A 16,526-nucleotide genomic window follows, 5' to 3' on the forward strand; every position below is an offset into this window, starting at 1 on the left:
CGGTGCAAATCCGGCATATGGGCGGAATTCGACCACGCCCTGTGACCGGCATCTCAGCTACGCTCACCGCGAGCCGGGTACAGTTGCGAGGATTTTCGACGAACTTACTCGCGAGTAACTTCGTCCGGACATCGGTCGGTGGCCAACAGCCAGCACGAGAAGGAAGTCTGACAGTGGAGACAACGCAAAACGTTGGCGACTCGTCGCCGCGCGGAGCGCGTGTCGGAGTCGTTCGCGAGTCCAACGCGGGCGAGCGGCGTGTCGCTTTGGTGCCCAAGATCATTCCGGCGCTGCTCAAGCAGGGTGTCGATGTGGTCGTGGAAGCCGGCGCCGGACTGAATGCGCTCATTCCCGACGAGGCCTACGAGGCCGCCGGTGCGACCATCGGCGATCCCTGGTCGGCCGAGGTGGTCGTGAAGGTGGCCCCGCCGAGCGACGCCGAGGTGGCCAAGCTGTCGGGCGGGCAGACGCTGATCGGATTCCTCGCCCCGCGCAACGCCGACAACCAGATCGCGGCGCTGAAGTCGGCGGGGGTGCAGGCTTTCGCGGTCGAGGCGATTCCGCGTATCTCGCGCGCGCAGGTGATGGACGCCCTGTCGTCCCAGGCGAATGTCGCCGGATACAAGGCCGTACTTTTGGCCGCGTCGGAGTCGACTCGCTTCTTCCCGATGCTGACCACCGCGGCGGGCACCGTGAAGCCCGCGACCGTGCTGGTGCTCGGCGTCGGCGTCGCCGGGTTGCAGGCGCTCGCCACGGCCAAGCGGCTCGGTGGCCGCACCACCGGTTACGACGTGCGTCCCGAGGTCGCCGATCAGGTGCGTTCGGTCGGTGCGCAGTGGCTGGATCTGGGTATCGACGCCGCCGGTGAGGGCGGTTACGCGCGTGAGCTGACCGAGGAAGAGAAGGCGAAGCAGCAGCAGGCGCTCGAGGACGCGATCAAGGGCTTCGACGTGGTGATCACCACCGCGCTCGTGCCGGGTCGCCCCGCGCCGCGACTGGTGACCGCCGCCGCGGTGGAGGGCATGAAGCCGGGCAGCGTGATCGTGGACCTGGCCGGTGAGACCGGCGGTAACTGCGAGCTGACGGAGCCCGGTGAGACCGTGGTCAAGCACGGCGTCACCATCGCCTCGCCGCTGAACCTGCCCGCGACCATGCCCGAGCACGCCTCGGAGTTGTACTCCAAGAACATCGCGGCCCTGTTGGAGCTGATGCTGGTCGACGGCAAGGTGGCCCCCGACTTCGAGGATCAGGTGCTGGCCGATTCCTGCGTCACTCGTGAGGTGAACTGATGTATACCGAACTGTTGGCGAACATCGCGATCCTGGTGCTGTCCGGGTTCGTCGGTTTCGCCGTCATCTCCAAGGTCCCCAACACCCTGCACACCCCGCTGATGTCGGGTACCAACGCCATTCATGGCATCGTCGTTTTGGGTGCGTTGGTGACGTTGGGCCGGGTGGAGGATCCCTCGATCGGCATCCAGATCATTCTGTTCGTCGCGCTGGTGTTCGGAACCTTGAACGTGGTCGGTGGTTTCGTGGTGACCGACCGGATGCTGGGCATGTTCAAGGCCAAGAAGCCGGTCGCCGCGGTCGAGAAGGCGGGCGAGTAACGCTATGGACAACTTGGTCAACATCCTCTACATCGTCGCGTTCTCGCTGTTCATCTACGGTCTGATGGGTCTGACCGGCCCGAAGACCGCGGTGCGTGGCAACTGGATCGCCGCGGTGGGTATGGGCATCGCGGTCGTCGCGACGCTGATCGCGGTGCGCGACACCAGCAACTGGATCATCATCGTCGCCGGACTCGTGGTCGGTGTCGCGCTCGGTGTGCCACCGGCGCGGTTCACCAAGATGACCGCGATGCCGCAGCTGGTGGCCGCGTTCAACGGTGTCGGCGGTGGCACGGTCGCGCTCATCGCGTGGGCCGAATTCCTCGACACCACCGGCTTCTCGAACTTCCAGCACGGTGAGGAACCGACCGTGCACATCATCGTCGGCTCGCTGTTCGCCGCGATCATCGGTTCGGTCTCGTTCTGGGGCTCGCTGATCGCCTTCGGAAAGCTCCAGGAGATCCTGCCCGGCAAGCCGATCGGCATCGGCCGCCTCCAGCAGCCGCTGAACCTGCTGCTGCTGGTGGTCGCGATCGCCGCGGCGGTGGTCATCGGCATCGGCGCCGCCGACGGTGGCGCACCCTGGTGGTGGATGGTTCTGCTGCTCCTGGCCGCCGGTGTGCTCGGGTTGATGGTGGTGCTGCCCATCGGCGGCGCGGACATGCCCGTGGTCATCTCCCTGCTCAACGCGCTCACCGGTCTGTCGGCCGCGGCGGCGGGTCTGGCGTTGAACAACACCGCGATGATCGTGGCGGGCATGATCGTCGGCGCGTCCGGTTCGATCCTGACCAACCTGATGGCCAAGGCCATGAACCGCTCCATCCCCGCCATCGTCGCGGGTGGATTCGGTGGCGGCGGCACCGCACCCGGCGCGGGTGGCGGTGAGCAGAAGCAGGCCAAGGCCACCTCGGCCGCGGACGCCGCGATCCAGATGGCCTACGCCAACCAGGTGATCGTGGTCCCCGGCTACGGTATGGCCGTCGCCCAGGCCCAGCACGCGGTCAAGGAGATGGCCGAGCTGCTCGAGAAGAAGGGTGTGGAGGTCAAATACGCCATCCACCCGGTCGCCGGTCGCATGCCCGGACACATGAACGTCCTGCTGGCCGAGGCCGAGGTCTCCTATGACGCGATGAAGGAAATGGACGACATCAACGGCGAGTTCGGCCGCACCGACGTCGCCCTGGTCATCGGCGCCAACGACGTCACCAACCCGGCCGCCCGCGAGGATGCCTCCAGCCCGATCTACGGCATGCCGGTGCTCAACGTCGACCAGGCCAAGTCGGTGATCGTGCTCAAGCGGTCGATGAACTCCGGCTTCGCCGGCATCGACAACCCGCTGTTCTACGCCGACACCACCTCGATGCTGTTCGGCGACGCCAAGAAGTCCGTCGGCGCCGTCACCGAGGAACTGAAGGCGCTGTAGCGCTCGAGGCGCGGTGAACACGCAGTACGGCGGCCCCTCGCTCCGGTGGAGCGAGGGGCCGTTTCGTTCCGTCGCGGGTTAATTCGGTGGACGCCACCGGTCCGACACGCCGAACATGGTCGGAATGTTGGAACGCAAGGAACCACTTCGATTGATCGGGCCCGAGACGGGTCCGGCCGATCCGGCCGAGAGCCTGCGGTGGTCCGTCGCACTGGATTCGTACTACTCACCGCGCGATGTGCTCGACGTGCTCGCGCTGACCCCGTTCGTGCGCGGCGATCAGGCCCGCTACCGCAAGAAGCAGCTCGAACGCGTGCGCGTCGACGCGCCGCTGCGCCCGGCGGGTTCGCGAGTGGCCCGCGCCATCGAGGAGGACAACAGCCGCTCGATCCTCGTGGTCGGCGACGGATGGACGCTGCGCGCCGACCGCTGGGCCGACCGGTCCGCGGTGGTCGAGGTCACGGCCGTCACCGACGAACTGGCGAACGACATCCTGGCCGAATCGATCCGGGACGCCGAGGAGCCGTCCCCAGTGGACGACGGCATCGAGATGGGATTCTGGTACCTGCACGGACAGCACGGTCCGCGGCGGCGGCAACACGACATCGAGACACCGGTCTGGTCGGATATCCGCCGCAATTACCCGGATCTGGCCGCCGCCGCACTGGACCGGCTGATGGCCATGTCGCCGAACGACATTCGCGGTCGGCTGCTTCTGCTGCACGGCCCGCCCGGCACCGGGAAGACCACGGCGTTGCGCGCGTTGGCCAGGGCGTGGGAGTCGTGGTGCCAGGTCGACTGCGTGCTGGATCCGGAGATGCTGTTCAGCCAGCCCGGTTACCTCATGTCGGCCGCCACCGAAGTCGACGGCGAACGCCGCCGCTGGCGGCTGCTGGTGCTGGAGGACTGCGACGAGCTCATCAGGGCCGAAGCGAAAGCGTCCGCGGGCCAGGGTCTTTCCCGACTGCTCAACCTCACCGACGGCATGCTCGGCCAAGGCCGCGACGTGCTCGTCGCCATCACCACCAACGAGGACCTGTCCCGCCTGCACCCCGCCGTCACCCGCCCCGGCCGCTGCCTGGCGCAACTGGAGATCGGCCGCCTCTCGGCCGCCGAAGCACGCCGCTGGCTCGGCCCATCCTCCGCCACCATTCCCGACGAGGGCGTCTCGCTCGCCGAACTCCTCGCCCTGCGACACGGCGCGGCTCGCATCGACACCGCCGCGGCCCGGCCGGATTCGGGCATGTATCTGTAGGAGCCCGTGCGGTGGAGAATCAGCACCCCTCGCGCGACGCCCAGGTACCGTCGAGGTGGTGTCAGCCATGACGGTCGACGGGCGGACGCGCCTCGCGCGGGGTGCGGTGTTCACGGTATTCGGTCTGAACGGATTCCTGCTGGCGATGTGGGTCGTGCACATCCCGGTGATCACCGATCGGACCGGGGTTTCCCATTCGACGTTGGGCATGTTCATTCTGCTCATGGCGGGTGCGGGCATCGTCGGCATGCGGATCGCGGGGCCGCTCGCCGACCGGTTCGGCAGCAGCAGGCTGGTCGGCGCCGCCGCGTTCATAGCGTCGGTGGCCGTGCTCGGTCCTGGATTCGCGACCGGCCCGGTGTCGCTGGGTTCGGCGCTGGCCTGCTTCGGGTTCGGCAACGGCGCGTTGGACGTCTCGATGAATGCCCAAGCGGTGCAGGTCGAGCGAGCCTATGGGCGTCCGATCATGTCGGCGTTCCACGCGCTGTTCTCCGGCGGCGGACTGCTCGGCTCACTGCTGGGCGCCGCCGCCCTGCGCGCGGGCTGGGACGTGCGCGTCACGCTCGTCCTGGCCTCGGTGGCGTGCCTGGCGCTGCTGGCCGCGAGCGTTCCGCGCCTGCTGCCCGGCCCCGCCACGCCGCACCCGCCGGAGCCGCCCGGCTCGGAAGTGATCGGCCCCGCGCACACCGAGGACGCCGCCGACGTCCCGGAACCCGGGCACGGGCGCAAGGTGCTGGCGTTGGCCGCGCTCGCCTTCGCGGTGCTGCTCACGGAAGGCGTCGCCGCCGACTGGAGCACCCTGCACATGCGCGAACACCTCGGCGTCGACCAAGCCACCGCCGCGCTGGCGTTCGGCGCGTTCTCGGTGACCATGACCGCGGGCCGCTTCGCCGCCGACCGGGTCAGCGGCGCGTTCGGCCGGGTCGCCGTGGTCCGCTACGGAACCCTCCTCGCCGCCCTCGGCCTCGGCCTCATCATGTTCTCGCCCTTCACGCCGCTGACGCTGACCGGTTGGGCGCTCTGCGGCCTCGGTCTCTCCGGCAGCGTCCCGCAGATATTCACGGCCGCGGGCAATCTGGGCACCCGCACCGCCGCCACCGACATGTCCCACGTCTTCGGTCTCGGCTATCTCGGCCTGCTCGCGGGCCCCGCCATCATCGGCTGGCTCACCGAACTGATCCCTCTCACCACCGCCATGGTGGTCCCGCTCATCGCGGTTCTGCTCTGCGCCTGGCAGGCGGGTGTCGTCGCCCCGGCCGAGGACCCTCCCCCTCAGCACCCGCCCGCGGAACCGGTCCGGGACACCGTTGGCCCGAGCTGATCCGGATGCGCGGCGCTCGCCGTTGAACTCCACGTCCGCGGGTGGGCACATTCCTGTCCTTACATTTTCAACCGGTTTTCGCCATCCGCTATTCCGGTGGATCGCTTCACGGGGCCGATCGAGCCGTCAGCCGAGGCGGCGTTGCCTCCCAGACGAAGCCTCTTGCCGTCGCCGAGTATTCGAGGGCGTCCGGCGTCGAGCCGCGCTCACCGAACGGGCACCTGCGGCACCGCCCACACACCGGCCCGCGCGGTCTCGGCGACGTACTCGCTGAAATCCTTGCCCTCGCGCCCGAGCGCGCGCCGCACGCCATCCGTGACGGCGGAGTTCCGGCCCGGATTTCCGTACGATCCGCTCGCCTTCCAGCGCCTCCGGCTCGCCGCGTCCGGACAACAGCACCAGCTTGCGCACGCCACCGGCCGCGGCCGCCGCGCTGAACGCCCTGATGACGTCCGGAGCGTCCGGTGCGGCGAGATCACATCGGTCAGCGCGGGCCCCCAGGTGGCGCGGTCCGTCCAGTCGAACGGAATCTCCGCGGCACGGGACCGACGCGGACCTCGTGGCCGCCCGCCACGAGCCGGGCCGCCACCCGGGAACCGGTCTTACCGGTGCCTCCGGTGAGGAGGATGCGGGGCTCGGCGTTGTCGTTGCTTTGCATGAACCAAGTACATCGCCGGGAGTCGAGCCGGAACACGGTTCAGCCGCTCGGACCATGCGTCCGCGTCTACTGTGAACACGTGGATGCGCTCGCCAGTCTGCTCGAAGGCCCACGCGCCAGGGGCGCGTTCCTGATGTGCTCGCTGCTCGATCCGCCGTGGTCGTTGCGCATCGAGGACGAAGCGCCGCTCACCGTGCTGTCGATGATCCGTGGCACCGCGTGGATCGTCCCGGACCGGCCCGCACCCGAAGCGAAGTCGAAATCGCAAGAGGCGAGCAAGGTTTCGGCAACAAGCGAGCCGCGCCAACTGCACGCGGGCGATGTCGCCGTCTTCCGCGGCCCGCACCCCTACACCGTGGCCGACGATCCGGCGACGCCGCCGCAGATCATCATCCACCCCGGTCAGGTCACCAAGACTCCGGACGGTGAAATCCTCTGCGAGACATTGAGTCTCGGCGTCCGTCAATGGGGAACCGACCCCGAGGGCGCCACCATGATGGTCACCGGAACCTACGAGTCCGCCGGTGCGGCGAGCCAGCGTCTGCTACGTGCCCTCCCGCCCATCGCGGTACTGCCGCACGGCGATTTCGACAGCCGCCTGCTCGACGTTCTCGCCGACGAGGCCACCAAGGATCAGCCCGCCCAGGGCGCGGTGCTCGACCGGCTCCTCGACGTGGTGCTGATCGCCGCGCTGCGCGCCTGGTTCGCCCGCAACGACGCACCCGCGTGGTACCACGCCTACAGCGATCCGCTGGTCGGCAAGGCCCTGCGCCTGCTCCAGCACAATCCGGCGCACGGCTGGACCGTCGCGAGCCTCGCCGAGGCGGTCGGGGTGTCGCGCGCGGCGCTGGCCCGGCGGTTCACCGATCTGGTGGGCGAACCGCCGATGGCCTTCCTCACCGAATGGCGCCTCGCGCTCGCGGCCGATCTCCTCCAGGAATCGGACGCCACCATCGAGGCGATCGCGCGCCAGGTCGGCTACGGATCGGCGTTCGCGCTCAGCGCCGCCTTCAAACGCCACTTCGGGGTCAGTCCGCGCGACCACCGGCAGGGCGCCGCCCCCGCTGAGCTATCGTCGGCCGGGTGACGCAGCAGTATCCCGTGCTCTGGCCGGTGCCGACCCGGTGGGCGGACAACGACCACTACGGTCACGTGAACAACGTGACGTACTACTCGTACTTCGACACCGCGGTGAACGCCTGGTTGATGCACGCGACCGGCACCGACATCAGGGAACTGCCCGCGCTCGGCGTGGTCGCGCAGACCTCGTGCCAGTACCTCGGCTCGATCAGTTTCCCCGACCAGCTCCAGGTCGGGCTGCGCATCTCCCGGCTCGGCCGCTCGAGCATCACCTACGATCTGGCGATCTTCCGCGACGCGGACGGCTCGCTCGAGCTCGCGGCGACGGGCGTCTTCGTGCACGTCTACGTGGACTCCGAGACGCGCAAGCCGGTCGAGATCCCCGAGGTGATCCGCACCGCGGCCGCCGAGCTCGTCACGGACTGACGACGCCAACGGTGATCCGGAGCTGGAGCGCGATCGCGTCGTCCGGGTCGCCGCCGAGACCGGTGTCGATGATCAGTGCGGGCTACCCGCGCAACGCGGTCTGGAATCGGCGCATGCCCGCCAGCCACCGGTCGTAATCGGCGCCCTTGCGGCGATACATCTCCAGTACCTCTGGGTGGGGGAGGATCAGGAACTGCTCCGCCTCGACGCCCGCGAGCACGACGTCGGCGACCTCCTCGGGCGAGAGCACCGCGCCCGCCGTGGTGACCGCCTTGATCGCGAATGCGGCGGCCGCCTCGTCGCCGGGAATCAGATCGCCGTGTAGCAACTTGGTGTCGACGCCCATCGGGCAGACGCAGCTGACCCGAATCCCGCTGTCCCCGTAGGTGACCGAGAGCCATTCGGCGAAGCCGACGGCGGCGTGTTTGGTGACCGAGTACGGTGCCGAGCCGATCTGGGTGAGCAGGCCCGCGGCCGAGGCCGTGACGACGAAGTACCCCTCGCCGCGCGCCGACCAGCCGGGAACGAGCAGGCGAGCGGCGCGAACATGGGCGAGCACGTTCACCTCGAGCGCGGCCGACCACTGCGCGTCGGTGCTGTCGAGGCCGGGCCCGCCGCCGATACCCGCATTGGCGAAATACAGGTCCACCGGGCCGAATTCGGCTTCGGCGCGGTCGATCAGCGCCTGGATCACGCGCTCGTCGGAGACGTCTCCGCCCACGGAAACGGCTTGCGCACCAAGGGATTCCGCCACCGCAGCGGCCGATTGCGCGTCCAGGTCGGCGACCACGACGCGGGCTCCGCGCTCGGCGAGCCGCCGCGCCAGCGCCGCCCCGATCCCAGCGCCCGCCCCCGTGACGATCGCGACCTTGCCGGAAATCTCCATGCCCGCACCATACGCATGGCCGCAGAGCGGCGGGCGCGGCGCAGCCGTAGCTCAGCTGCTTCCGGCCAGTCGATCCAGCAGCGGCGCGGTGCGTGGACCCACCAGTTCCCGCATCACCAGCGCCATATTGGTGCGCTCGACACCCGGGATCTTGAGGATCTGCCCGGCGATTCGATAGAGGTCGTCGGCGTCCTGAGCGACGACACGGACGGTCAGGTCGGTGAGCCCCGTCATGCCGCACACCTCGGTGACCTCGGGGACTTCGGCGAGTTCGTCCACCACCGAATCCAATTGGTGCTGATCGACGACCACCGCGACGAACGCGGCGAGCGGATACCCCAGCGCCCTTGGCTCCACCCGTCGTTCGAAGCTCCCGAGCACGCCGCTGGCCTCCCACCGCGACAGCCGCGCCTGCACGGTGTTGCGGGACAGGCCGAGGCGGTTGGCCAGTTCCACGCCGGTCGCCCTCGGGTTGGCGACCAGCTCCAGCAGCAGGCGCGCGTCGGTGGCGTCCAACGTGGCGTCGACGGGTTCCTTACTGGACATACAACGCAGTATGACACCACTCGGCCGGGCCGATTTGAGCATTCTGCTCATTCGGGTGCCGGTCACTTGCGCAGACCGCTTTCTCGTGGATGCTGTGAGGTAGGACACATTCGTGCTCGGCGCAGATGAGGAGGCGAGCGGTCATGGCTGAGAAGCCCGCATACCCGGTGCAGTTGATCCAGCCCGACGGCCGCCGCGTTCTCGATCGCAAGCACGCCGCTCTCGTCGCCGACGTCGGACCGGACCAGCTGCGCGCGCTCTACGAGGACATGGTGGTCACCCGCCGCATCGACGTCGAGGCGACCGCCTTGCAGCGCCAGGGACAGCTCGGCCTGTGGCCGCCGCTGCTCGGCCAGGAAGCCGCCCAGGTCGGCTCGGCGCGCGCACTGCATCCCGACGACTACGTGTTCTGTAGCTACCGCGAAGCCGCCGTCGCCTACTGCCGCGGTGTCTCGCCCGCCGACCTCACCCGGCTGTGGCGCGGCGTTGCGCACTATTGCTGGGATCCGGGCGCGGTGAACATGACCAACCCGAATATCGTCGTCGGCTCGCAGGGCCTGCACGCCACCGGATACGCCTACGCCGCGCACCTGGACGATGCCGAGATCGCCACCATCGCCTACTTCGGTGACGGCGCGACCAGCCAGGGCGACATCGCCGAGGCGCTCGGCTTCGCCGCGAGCTGGAGCGCGCCGGTGGTCTTCTTCTGCCAGAACAACCACTGGGCGATCAGCGCGCCCGTGCGGGTGCAGAGCGCGACGCCGATCGCGCTGCGCGCGTACGGGTACGGCATGCCCGGCGTGCAGGTCGACGGGAACGATGTGCTCGCCGTGCTCGCGGTGACCAGGCAGGCCGTGGCGCGGGCGCGCTCGGGCGGCGGGCCGTCCTTCATCGAGGCGCTCACCTACCGGATGGGCCCGCACACCACCGCCGACGACCCGACCCGCTACCGCTCCGCGGCCGAGACCGAGGAGTGGAAGCGCCGCGATCCGATCGACCGGGTGCACAGGCTGCTGGAACGGGAGGGTCTGCTCGACGAGGACTGGGAACGCCGGGTCGCCGCGCACGCCGACGACGTCGCGCGGCAGGTGCGCAGCGCGACCATCGAGATGCCCGACCCGGGGCCGATGGAGCTGTTCGACCACGTCTACGCGACAGCGCATCCGCTGCTCGACCAACAGCGGCGGGAATACGCGGAGTACCTGACCGGCGACCCCGGTCCTTCCTCCGCACGACCGGAAGGAGCACGCCCATGATCACCACCTTCGCCAACGCGCTGAACACCGGGCTGCGCCGGGCGCTGGAGGACGATCCGAAGGTCGTGCTCATGGGCGAGGACATCGGCAAGCTCGGCGGCGTCTTCCGGGTGACCGACACGTTGCAGAAGGACTTCGGCGACCACCGCGTCGTGGACACACCGCTGGCCGAATCCGGCATCGTCGGAACGGCTTTCGGTATGGCGCTGCGCGGATATCGCCCGGTCTGCGAGATCCAGTTCGACGGGTTCGTCTACCCGGCGTTCGACCAGATCGTCTCCCAGGTCGCCAAGATCCACTACCGCACCAAGGGAAAGGTGATCGCGCCCATCACGATTCGCATCCCGTTCGGCGGCGGCATCGGCTCGGTGGAGCATCATTCGGAATCGCCGGAGGCGTACTTCGCGCACACCGCCGGGCTGCGTGTGGTCTCGCCGAGCAACCCCGCTGACGCGTATCACCTTGTGCGCCAAGCGATCGCGCTGGACGACCCGGTCGTCTTCTTCGAGCCGAAGCGGCGCTACTGGGACAAGGCCGACGTCGATTTCGACGCCCCGCCCGAGCTGCCGATGGATCGGGCCCGCGTCTGCGTCACCGGCGAGGACGCCACCCTCGTCGCGTACGGCGGCACCGTCGCCACGGCGTTGACGGCCGCGAAAATCGCTGCGGAGGAAGGGCATTCGATCGAGGTCATCGACCTGCGCAGCCTCGCGCCGATCGATTTCGACACCATCGAGGAATCGGTCGGCAAGACCGGCAGGCTGGTCGTGGTGCACGAGGCGCCCGTCTTCGGCGGGCTCGGCGCCGAGATCGCGGCCAGGATCACCGAACGCTGCTTCTATCACCTGGAATCGCCGGTGCTGCGCGTCGGCGGGTTCGACATCCCCTACCCCCCGGCTAAGCTCGAGAAGCACCACCTGCCCGACGCCGATCGCATCCTCGCCGCGGTCGATCGTTCGCTCGCCGCCTGACCATCGATCCGATCCGAGAGGCGCTCCCGTGGAAGACGACGGCCACGTACTGGAATTCCGGCTCCCGGATCTCGGAGAGGGACTCGCCGAGGCCGAGGTGGTGTCCTGGTCGGTGGCCGTCGGCGACGATGTCGAGCTGAATCAGACCATCGCGGAAGTGGAGACCGCCAAGGCCGTGGTCGCGCTGCCCTCGCCGTTCGCGGGCCGGGTCGAGGAGTTGCTCGCCGAGCCGGGGGAGACGGTCGAGGTGGGCGCGCCGCTGATCCGGGTGCGGATCGCGTCGCCCCAGTCGCCGGTGGCCGCCGTCCAGACCGAAGCCGAGGCGTCGGCCTCGCCCGGACCCGACACCGCGGACGGTAACGGCCGCAGGTCGGTGCTCGTCGGTTACGGGCCCGAGGGCGAAGCCGAGTCGCGCAGGCGCAGGCCCGCGCCGGAAACGCGTGCCGCGGCGACGCCCGCCGCTCGCAAACTGGCCAAGGAACTCGGCATCGACCTGTGGTTCGTCGCCGGTTCCGGCCCGAACGGCGCGGTCACGGTCGACGACGTGCGCGGCGCGGTGCCCGTCTCACCGCCGCGGCCCTCCGTGCCACGGACCGATCTCGCGCCCGTGACAAGCGTCGCGCCGTCGGTGTCGGATCAGAACGCGGGCGTCATTCGTCCCTCGGTCCGCGAGGAACGCACACCCGTCAGCGGCATCCGCAAGCGCACCGCTGCGGCCATGTCGGCGAGCGCCCGGACGATCCCGCAGGCCAGCGCCTTCGTCACGCTCGACTGCACCGCGTCGATGGAGCTGCTCGATCACCTGCGCACCACCAAATCCTTTGCCGGACTCACCCTCACGCCGCTGGCCTTGGTCGCCAAGGCGGCGCTGGCCGCCATCGCGGAGTTCCCCGGCGTGAACGCCTACTGGGACGAAGCGAATCAGCAGATCGTCACCAAGCACTACGTGAATCTCGGCATCGCGGTGGCCACCGGCCGCGGCCTGCTCGTGCCCAATCTCAAAGAGGCGCAAACGCTCGGCCTGCGCGACCTGTGCCGCGAGATCGGCTGGCTGGCCGAGACCGCGCGCTCCGGCTCGGCGACACCGGCCGACCTGCGCGGCGGCACCTTCACGATCACGAATGTCGGGGTCTTCGGTGTCGAGTCAGCGGTGCCGCTGGTCAACCCCGGCGAGGCCGCGATCCTGTGCCTCGGGTCGATCGCACGGCGGCCCTGGGTGTTTCGCGACGAGCTGGCCGTCCGGTGGGTGACCACGCTCGGCATCAGCTTCGACCACCGCATGATCGACGGCGAACTGGCCGCGCGCTTTCTCGCCACCACCGCCGGTCTCCTGGAAGACCCGCTCACGCTGCTCAGCCGGTAGCCGCGGTACGCGTGCGCAGTGCCGAGCGCACGATCAGGCCCGCGATCAGGGCCCAGAACGCGGGGCCGACGCCGAGGAATCCGACGCCGGAGGCGGCGACGAGGAAGGTGATCACGCCCGCCTCGCGGTGCTCTTCGGCACGCAGTGCGCCCGCCAGCGCCGCGGCAAGCGTCGCGAGCAGCGCCAGCCCGGCCACCGTCTCCAGCGTGCCCTCCGGCGCGGCGGCGACCAGGGTGACCAGGGCCGCGGAGCCGAGTGCGAGCAGCACGTAGGCGACGCCCGCGGTGCAGGCCGCGAGCCAGCGTCGCTTCGGGTCCGGGTGCGCGGCCGGCGCGGCGGACAAGGCGGCGCTGATCGCGGCCAGGTTGATCGTGTGTCCGCCCGCGGGCGCGCCGAGGATGGTGCCGACACCCGTGACGGTCATGGCCGCCCGCCACGGCACCCGGTAGCCGAACGACCGCATCACCGCGGTGCCAGGGATGTTCTGCGAGGCCATGGTGACGATGTAGAGCGGGATCGCGATGCCGATCATCGCCTGCCAATTCCACTGCGGCAGGCCGATTTCCACCGTCGGCGCCATCGCGGCGAAATCGAGGTCGCGATGCTCGGCGACGATGCTCAGGCCCGCGCCGGCGGCGGCGACGCAAAACGCCGCGATCACCGCCCAGCGTTTGGCGAACCGTTGCAGAACCAGCCACACCACGATCACCGGGACCACCACCGCGGGGCTGGTCGCCACCGCCCGCACCGGCGCGAGGCACAGCGGCAGCAGCACACCCGCGAGCATGGCCTGCGCGATCTCGACCGGAATCGCGGCGACCAGGTTCCCGAGCCGCTGCCACAGTCCGGTGATCACGATCAGCACGCCGGTCAGCGCGAAAGCTCCGAGCGCGGCCCGCCAGCCGCCCGCGATCGTGCCCGCTCCCGCGAGCAGCGCGGCGCCGGGCGTCGACCAGGCCAATGTGATCGGCATGCGATAGCGGTAACTGAGCAGGACGATTCCGACGCCCTGGGTGACACACAGCGCGAGCAGTCCGGACGCGGCCTGTGCCGAGGTCGCGCCGACCGCCGTCAACCCGCTCAGCACCACCGCGAACGAACTGGTGAACCCGACCAGCGCCGTCACCACGCCCGCCCCGAGCGGCTGCGCGAGCCCGGCGGCGGTCGCGTCCTGTGGCGCGGTCTCGAGGTCGTCGGGTGCGGAAACCTTGCTCATCATCCGGATACTGCCGCTGGTCACACGGCGTGTCACCGGCCAGTGCCCGGAAACTGGACCGACTTCGCGCACGGTTCCTACCGGCGGGTATGTCGCGCGAGTGCGCACATCAGCGGCGCGCGATGCGTAGTGTGAGAGGGTCGGCGCGCGAGGGAAACTGGACGAGGAGCTGGGTTGAGCGCGGTACTGATCTCTGCGGGGGACCTTCGGCAAGCATTGGCGGACAGGCGGTTTCGCCTACTCGACGTGCGCTGGGCGCTGGGCGATCCCGACGGGCCGCAGCACTACCTCGACGGGCACATTCCCGGCGCGGTCTTCGTCGATCTGGAGACCGAACTGGCCGCACCGCCCTCGCCCGCCCGCGGACGGCATCCGCTGCCCGATATCGGGCAGCTGGAGAAGTGCGCGCGCAGCTGGGGCATCCGCACCGGCGACCCGGTGGTCGTCTACGACGCGACCGGCGGCATGGCGGCCGCGCGGGCGTGGTGGCTGCTGCGCTGGGCCGGTCTCGACGACGTCCGCATCCTCGACGGTGGCCTGCCCGCTTGGACGAGCGAGGGCGGCGAACTCGTCTCCGGCGCCGAACCCGACCCGGAGCCCGGCGACGTCGAGCTGCGGCCCGGCAGGCTTCCGGTGGTCGACGCCGATGCCGTCGCCAAATGGAAGGGCGTGCTGCTCGACGCCCGCGCGGGCGAGCGGTATCGCGGCGAGGTCGAGCCGGTCGATCCCAAGGCCGGGCACATCCCGGGCGCGGTGAGCGCGCCGACCGCCGAGAATCTCGACGCGGACGGACGCTTCCGCGCCGCGGCCGAATTGCGCGAGCGCTTCGCCGGATTCGGCTCCGGCCCGGTCGCGGTCTACTGCGGCTCCGGCATCACCGCCGCCCACCAGGTCGCCGCGTTGGCGGTCGCGGGCGTGGAGGCCGCGCTGTACCCGGGTTCTTGGTCGCAGTGGTCCAACGATCCCAAGCGACAGGTCGCGACGGGCGCACAGTAGCTCCCTGAGACGAACCCGGCTTGTGCAGTACGGGCGCGCGGATTTCCCTCGTCGCGATCGAGCGGACCATCGGGACGCCACGGACGCGCCTCACGGACAGCTGCGGGCGACATCGCGCAGTGCGGCGTCGTCCGCGGCGGTGACGGGCAGGTCGTAGCGCACCGCGACGGTGAGGTAGCGGCCCGCGTAGAAGCAGTGGCTCGCGCGCGACGGCGGCAACCACTCCGAGGGTGTGCCGTCGCCCTTGGCCTGGTTGACGCGCGCCGAGGTGGCCAGCAGATTGGTCTCGACGTCGTTGGCGAACCGCACGCGCCGCTGCGTCGGCCAGGTGGACGCGCCCATGTCCCAGGCGGCGGCCAGCGGGTAGACGTGGTCGATCTGCACGGCGTGCGCGTCGGCCTTGCGGAAGGCGCCGCGCTCACCGGTGTACGGGTCATCGAGGGTGCCCGACACGACGACGCAGTCGCGGGTGCCATCCCGGAAGCGCACGTCGGTGAGCTGGGCGGCGAGCACGTTGTTGCGGGTATCGCAGCCGTCGTGCCCGCCTGCGCCGTCGTGGTCGTCGGTCCACGACGGCCCGAAGACGCAGCCGTCTCCGTCGCGGCAGCCGCGCTCGTAGCCGCCGGGCCGCGGTCGCTCGGCGATCACCCTGACCTCGGCGAGCAACTGTTCGAGCTCGGCCCTGCTCGGACTGCCCGGTGCGGGCGCGACCGGTCCGGCGGACCACCCGCCGCAGGCCGCGAGCAGCAGCGCCGCGACCAGCGGCGCGAGCGATCGACCCCGAATGTCCGCACGCACGATGCCACTTGTACTCGTGTGCACCGACATTCGCGGGTCTTGCGAAAAGCGAGCCGATCAGTTGTACGGCGGACGCGTCCTCACAACCAGGCGCGCGCCAGCAGGTCGTCGCCCGCGACCTCGGTCGCTCGCGGCGGGAATCTGGTGGCCGCGATCGACTCGGTCTGCGTCCCGTCGTGCCCGATCAGCCAGGAGCCGCCGCGCTCCTCGCACTCGGCGATCTTGGCGAAGGTGGTGAGCAGGAAGGTGATCGCCTCGTGCGGGTCCGGGACCTGGGCCAGGTGCTGTGATTCCCCCGGACGTGACAGGTCGATCCACACGCCGCCCACACCGTCGAGACGCATCCCGACGATCTTCGCGGCGTTGACGAAGGTGAATTTGCGCCGTTCCCACGGCGTTGTAGGCGAGAAGCTCTGCTCGGTTACCTGGAGCAGAATTGTCATGCTGCTGCCCTCCGCTTTCCTTGAGACTCAGTGGGGTTCTCGGTTGTGACCAGCGGATATCCCAGTATGTTCCGGCCGGCGCCAGAAATCCAGGACAGCGCGGCGCCGAGATGTCGGACCCGCCTGATTGGATGGGCGGATGCTGCACGGACTGTGGTCGCCAGGGGCCGGTCTGCTGCTGTGGACCGAGAACGGGGTGCCGGACGCGCTGCCCGACCCGCTCGGCGGCGTCCTGCGCGCGTCGCGGTTCCGGCACCGGGCCGAGGTTCTCGCGCCCGC

General features: G+C 69.8%; 16 protein-coding genes. 11 read left to right on the top strand and 5 right to left on the bottom strand.

Annotated features, from left to right (window positions below):
* Nucleotides 1–173: 173 nt before the first annotated feature.
* The 7 genes from NX1_RS31075 to NX1_RS31105 all read left to right on the top strand — a co-directional run bounded on the left by NX1_RS31075 (nucleotide 174) and on the right by NX1_RS31105 (nucleotide 7,772).
* Nucleotides 174–1,289, top strand: a complete 1,116-nt coding sequence (locus NX1_RS31075; protein ID WP_068067358.1) for a Re/Si-specific NAD(P)(+) transhydrogenase subunit alpha — start codon at nucleotides 174–176, stop codon at nucleotides 1,287–1,289.
* Nucleotides 1,289–1,609: an NAD(P) transhydrogenase subunit alpha part 2 gene (locus NX1_RS31080; RefSeq protein ID WP_068067360.1), complete on the top strand. Its 321-nt coding sequence runs from the start codon at nucleotides 1,289–1,291 to the stop codon at nucleotides 1,607–1,609. The genes NX1_RS31075 and NX1_RS31080 overlap by 1 nt, the downstream gene beginning before the upstream one ends.
* Before the next feature lie 4 nt (nucleotides 1,610–1,613).
* Nucleotides 1,614–3,032, top strand: coding sequence for an NAD(P)(+) transhydrogenase (Re/Si-specific) subunit beta (locus NX1_RS31085; RefSeq protein ID WP_068067362.1), 1,419 nt, complete (start codon nucleotides 1,614–1,616; stop codon nucleotides 3,030–3,032).
* A gap of 124 nt (nucleotides 3,033–3,156) precedes the next feature.
* On the top strand, nucleotides 3,157–4,287 hold the full coding sequence (locus tag NX1_RS31090) for a DUF5925 domain-containing protein (protein ID WP_068067403.1): 1,131 nt from the start codon (nucleotides 3,157–3,159) through the stop codon (nucleotides 4,285–4,287).
* A 67-nt stretch (nucleotides 4,288–4,354) separates the two neighbouring features.
* A complete protein-coding gene (locus NX1_RS31095; RefSeq protein WP_068067365.1) occupies nucleotides 4,355–5,608 on the top strand; it encodes an MFS transporter in 1,254 nt (417 codons plus the stop codon).
* A 737-nt stretch (nucleotides 5,609–6,345) separates the two neighbouring features.
* Nucleotides 6,346–7,353, top strand: coding sequence for an AraC family transcriptional regulator (locus tag NX1_RS31100; protein ID WP_068067373.1), 1,008 nt, complete (start codon nucleotides 6,346–6,348; stop codon nucleotides 7,351–7,353).
* Nucleotides 7,350–7,772: an acyl-CoA thioesterase gene (locus NX1_RS31105; protein WP_245668763.1), complete on the top strand. Its 423-nt coding sequence runs from the start codon at nucleotides 7,350–7,352 to the stop codon at nucleotides 7,770–7,772. Before NX1_RS31100 ends, NX1_RS31105 begins: the two co-directional genes overlap by 4 nt.
* A gap of 82 nt (nucleotides 7,773–7,854) precedes the next feature.
* Here the strand turns inward: NX1_RS31105 and NX1_RS31110 are convergent, their stop codons facing one another.
* Entirely contained in the window at nucleotides 7,855–8,658 is an 804-nt protein-coding gene (locus NX1_RS31110) for an SDR family oxidoreductase (RefSeq protein WP_068067379.1), read from the bottom strand.
* A 51-nt stretch (nucleotides 8,659–8,709) separates the two neighbouring features.
* Complete coding sequence (locus NX1_RS31115) at nucleotides 8,710–9,204, bottom strand: Lrp/AsnC family transcriptional regulator (RefSeq protein WP_068067381.1); 495 nt, start codon at nucleotides 9,202–9,204, stop codon at nucleotides 8,710–8,712.
* Between the two features lie 143 nt (nucleotides 9,205–9,347).
* On the opposite strand from NX1_RS31115, the gene pdhA reads away from it, so the two are divergent.
* Genes pdhA through NX1_RS31130 form a run of 3 tightly spaced genes read left to right on the top strand, consistent with a single transcriptional unit; the run spans nucleotide 9,348 to nucleotide 12,794 of the window.
* A complete protein-coding gene (gene pdhA / locus NX1_RS31120; RefSeq protein ID WP_068067384.1) occupies nucleotides 9,348–10,460 on the top strand; it encodes a pyruvate dehydrogenase (acetyl-transferring) E1 component subunit alpha in 1,113 nt (370 codons plus the stop codon).
* The gene (locus NX1_RS31125) at nucleotides 10,457–11,431 is read left to right on the top strand and encodes an alpha-ketoacid dehydrogenase subunit beta (protein ID WP_068067387.1); all 975 of its coding nucleotides are present in this window, start codon (nucleotides 10,457–10,459) and stop codon (nucleotides 11,429–11,431) included. Before pdhA ends, NX1_RS31125 begins: the two co-directional genes overlap by 4 nt.
* Nucleotides 11,432–11,459: 28 nt before the next feature.
* Nucleotides 11,460–12,794 (top strand): dihydrolipoamide acetyltransferase family protein, encoded by a 1,335-nt coding sequence (locus NX1_RS31130; RefSeq protein ID WP_084501886.1) that lies wholly within the window; start codon nucleotides 11,460–11,462, stop codon nucleotides 12,792–12,794.
* On the opposite strand, the gene NX1_RS31135 is transcribed toward NX1_RS31130, so the two are convergent.
* Nucleotides 12,784–14,010 carry a benzoate/H(+) symporter BenE family transporter gene (locus tag NX1_RS31135; protein ID WP_068067411.1) on the bottom strand — a complete coding sequence of 409 codons (1,227 nt, stop codon included), beginning with the start codon at nucleotides 14,008–14,010 and terminating at the stop codon, nucleotides 12,784–12,786. The two genes, NX1_RS31130 and NX1_RS31135, sit on opposite strands and share 11 nt — an antisense overlap.
* Before the next feature lie 186 nt (nucleotides 14,011–14,196).
* On the opposite strand from NX1_RS31135, the gene NX1_RS31140 reads away from it, so the two are divergent.
* Nucleotides 14,197–15,006, top strand: coding sequence for a sulfurtransferase (locus NX1_RS31140; protein ID WP_218024209.1), 810 nt, complete (start codon nucleotides 14,197–14,199; stop codon nucleotides 15,004–15,006).
* A 90-nt stretch (nucleotides 15,007–15,096) separates the two neighbouring features.
* Here the strand turns inward: NX1_RS31140 and NX1_RS31145 are convergent, their stop codons facing one another.
* Nucleotides 15,097–15,804, bottom strand: coding sequence for an HNH endonuclease family protein (locus NX1_RS31145; RefSeq protein WP_245668765.1), 708 nt, complete (start codon nucleotides 15,802–15,804; stop codon nucleotides 15,097–15,099).
* Nucleotides 15,805–15,884: 80 nt separating this feature from the next.
* Nucleotides 15,885–16,247: a hypothetical protein gene (locus NX1_RS31150; protein ID WP_068067397.1), complete on the bottom strand. Its 363-nt coding sequence runs from the start codon at nucleotides 16,245–16,247 to the stop codon at nucleotides 15,885–15,887.
* Nucleotides 16,248–16,526 lie beyond the last annotated feature (279 nt).

The organism is Nocardia xishanensis NBRC 101358 (genome assembly GCF_001613365.1).
GTDB lineage: Bacteria > Actinomycetota > Actinomycetes > Mycobacteriales > Mycobacteriaceae > Nocardia > Nocardia xishanensis.

Excerpts from the sequence above, each read along its gene's own strand:
- pdhA (WP_068067384.1), top strand. The coding sequence starts at position 9,348 with ATGGCTGAGAAGCCCGCATACCCGGTGCAGTTGATCCAGCCCGACGGC.
- NX1_RS31090 (WP_068067403.1), top strand. The coding sequence starts at position 3,157 with ATGTTGGAACGCAAGGAACCACTTCGATTGATCGGGCCCGAGACGGGT.
- NX1_RS31150 (WP_068067397.1), bottom strand. The coding sequence starts at position 16,247 with ATGACAATTCTGCTCCAGGTAACCGAGCAGAGCTTCTCGCCTACAACG.
- NX1_RS31125 (WP_068067387.1), top strand. The coding sequence starts at position 10,457 with ATGATCACCACCTTCGCCAACGCGCTGAACACCGGGCTGCGCCGGGCG.
- NX1_RS31095 (WP_068067365.1), top strand. The coding sequence starts at position 4,355 with ATGACGGTCGACGGGCGGACGCGCCTCGCGCGGGGTGCGGTGTTCACG.
- NX1_RS31080 (WP_068067360.1), top strand. The coding sequence starts at position 1,289 with ATGTATACCGAACTGTTGGCGAACATCGCGATCCTGGTGCTGTCCGGG.
- NX1_RS31110 (WP_068067379.1), bottom strand. The coding sequence starts at position 8,658 with ATGGAGATTTCCGGCAAGGTCGCGATCGTCACGGGGGCGGGCGCTGGG.
- NX1_RS31115 (WP_068067381.1), bottom strand. The coding sequence starts at position 9,204 with ATGTCCAGTAAGGAACCCGTCGACGCCACGTTGGACGCCACCGACGCG.
- NX1_RS31135 (WP_068067411.1), bottom strand. The coding sequence starts at position 14,010 with ATGAGCAAGGTTTCCGCACCCGACGACCTCGAGACCGCGCCACAGGAC.
- NX1_RS31085 (WP_068067362.1), top strand. The coding sequence starts at position 1,614 with ATGGACAACTTGGTCAACATCCTCTACATCGTCGCGTTCTCGCTGTTC.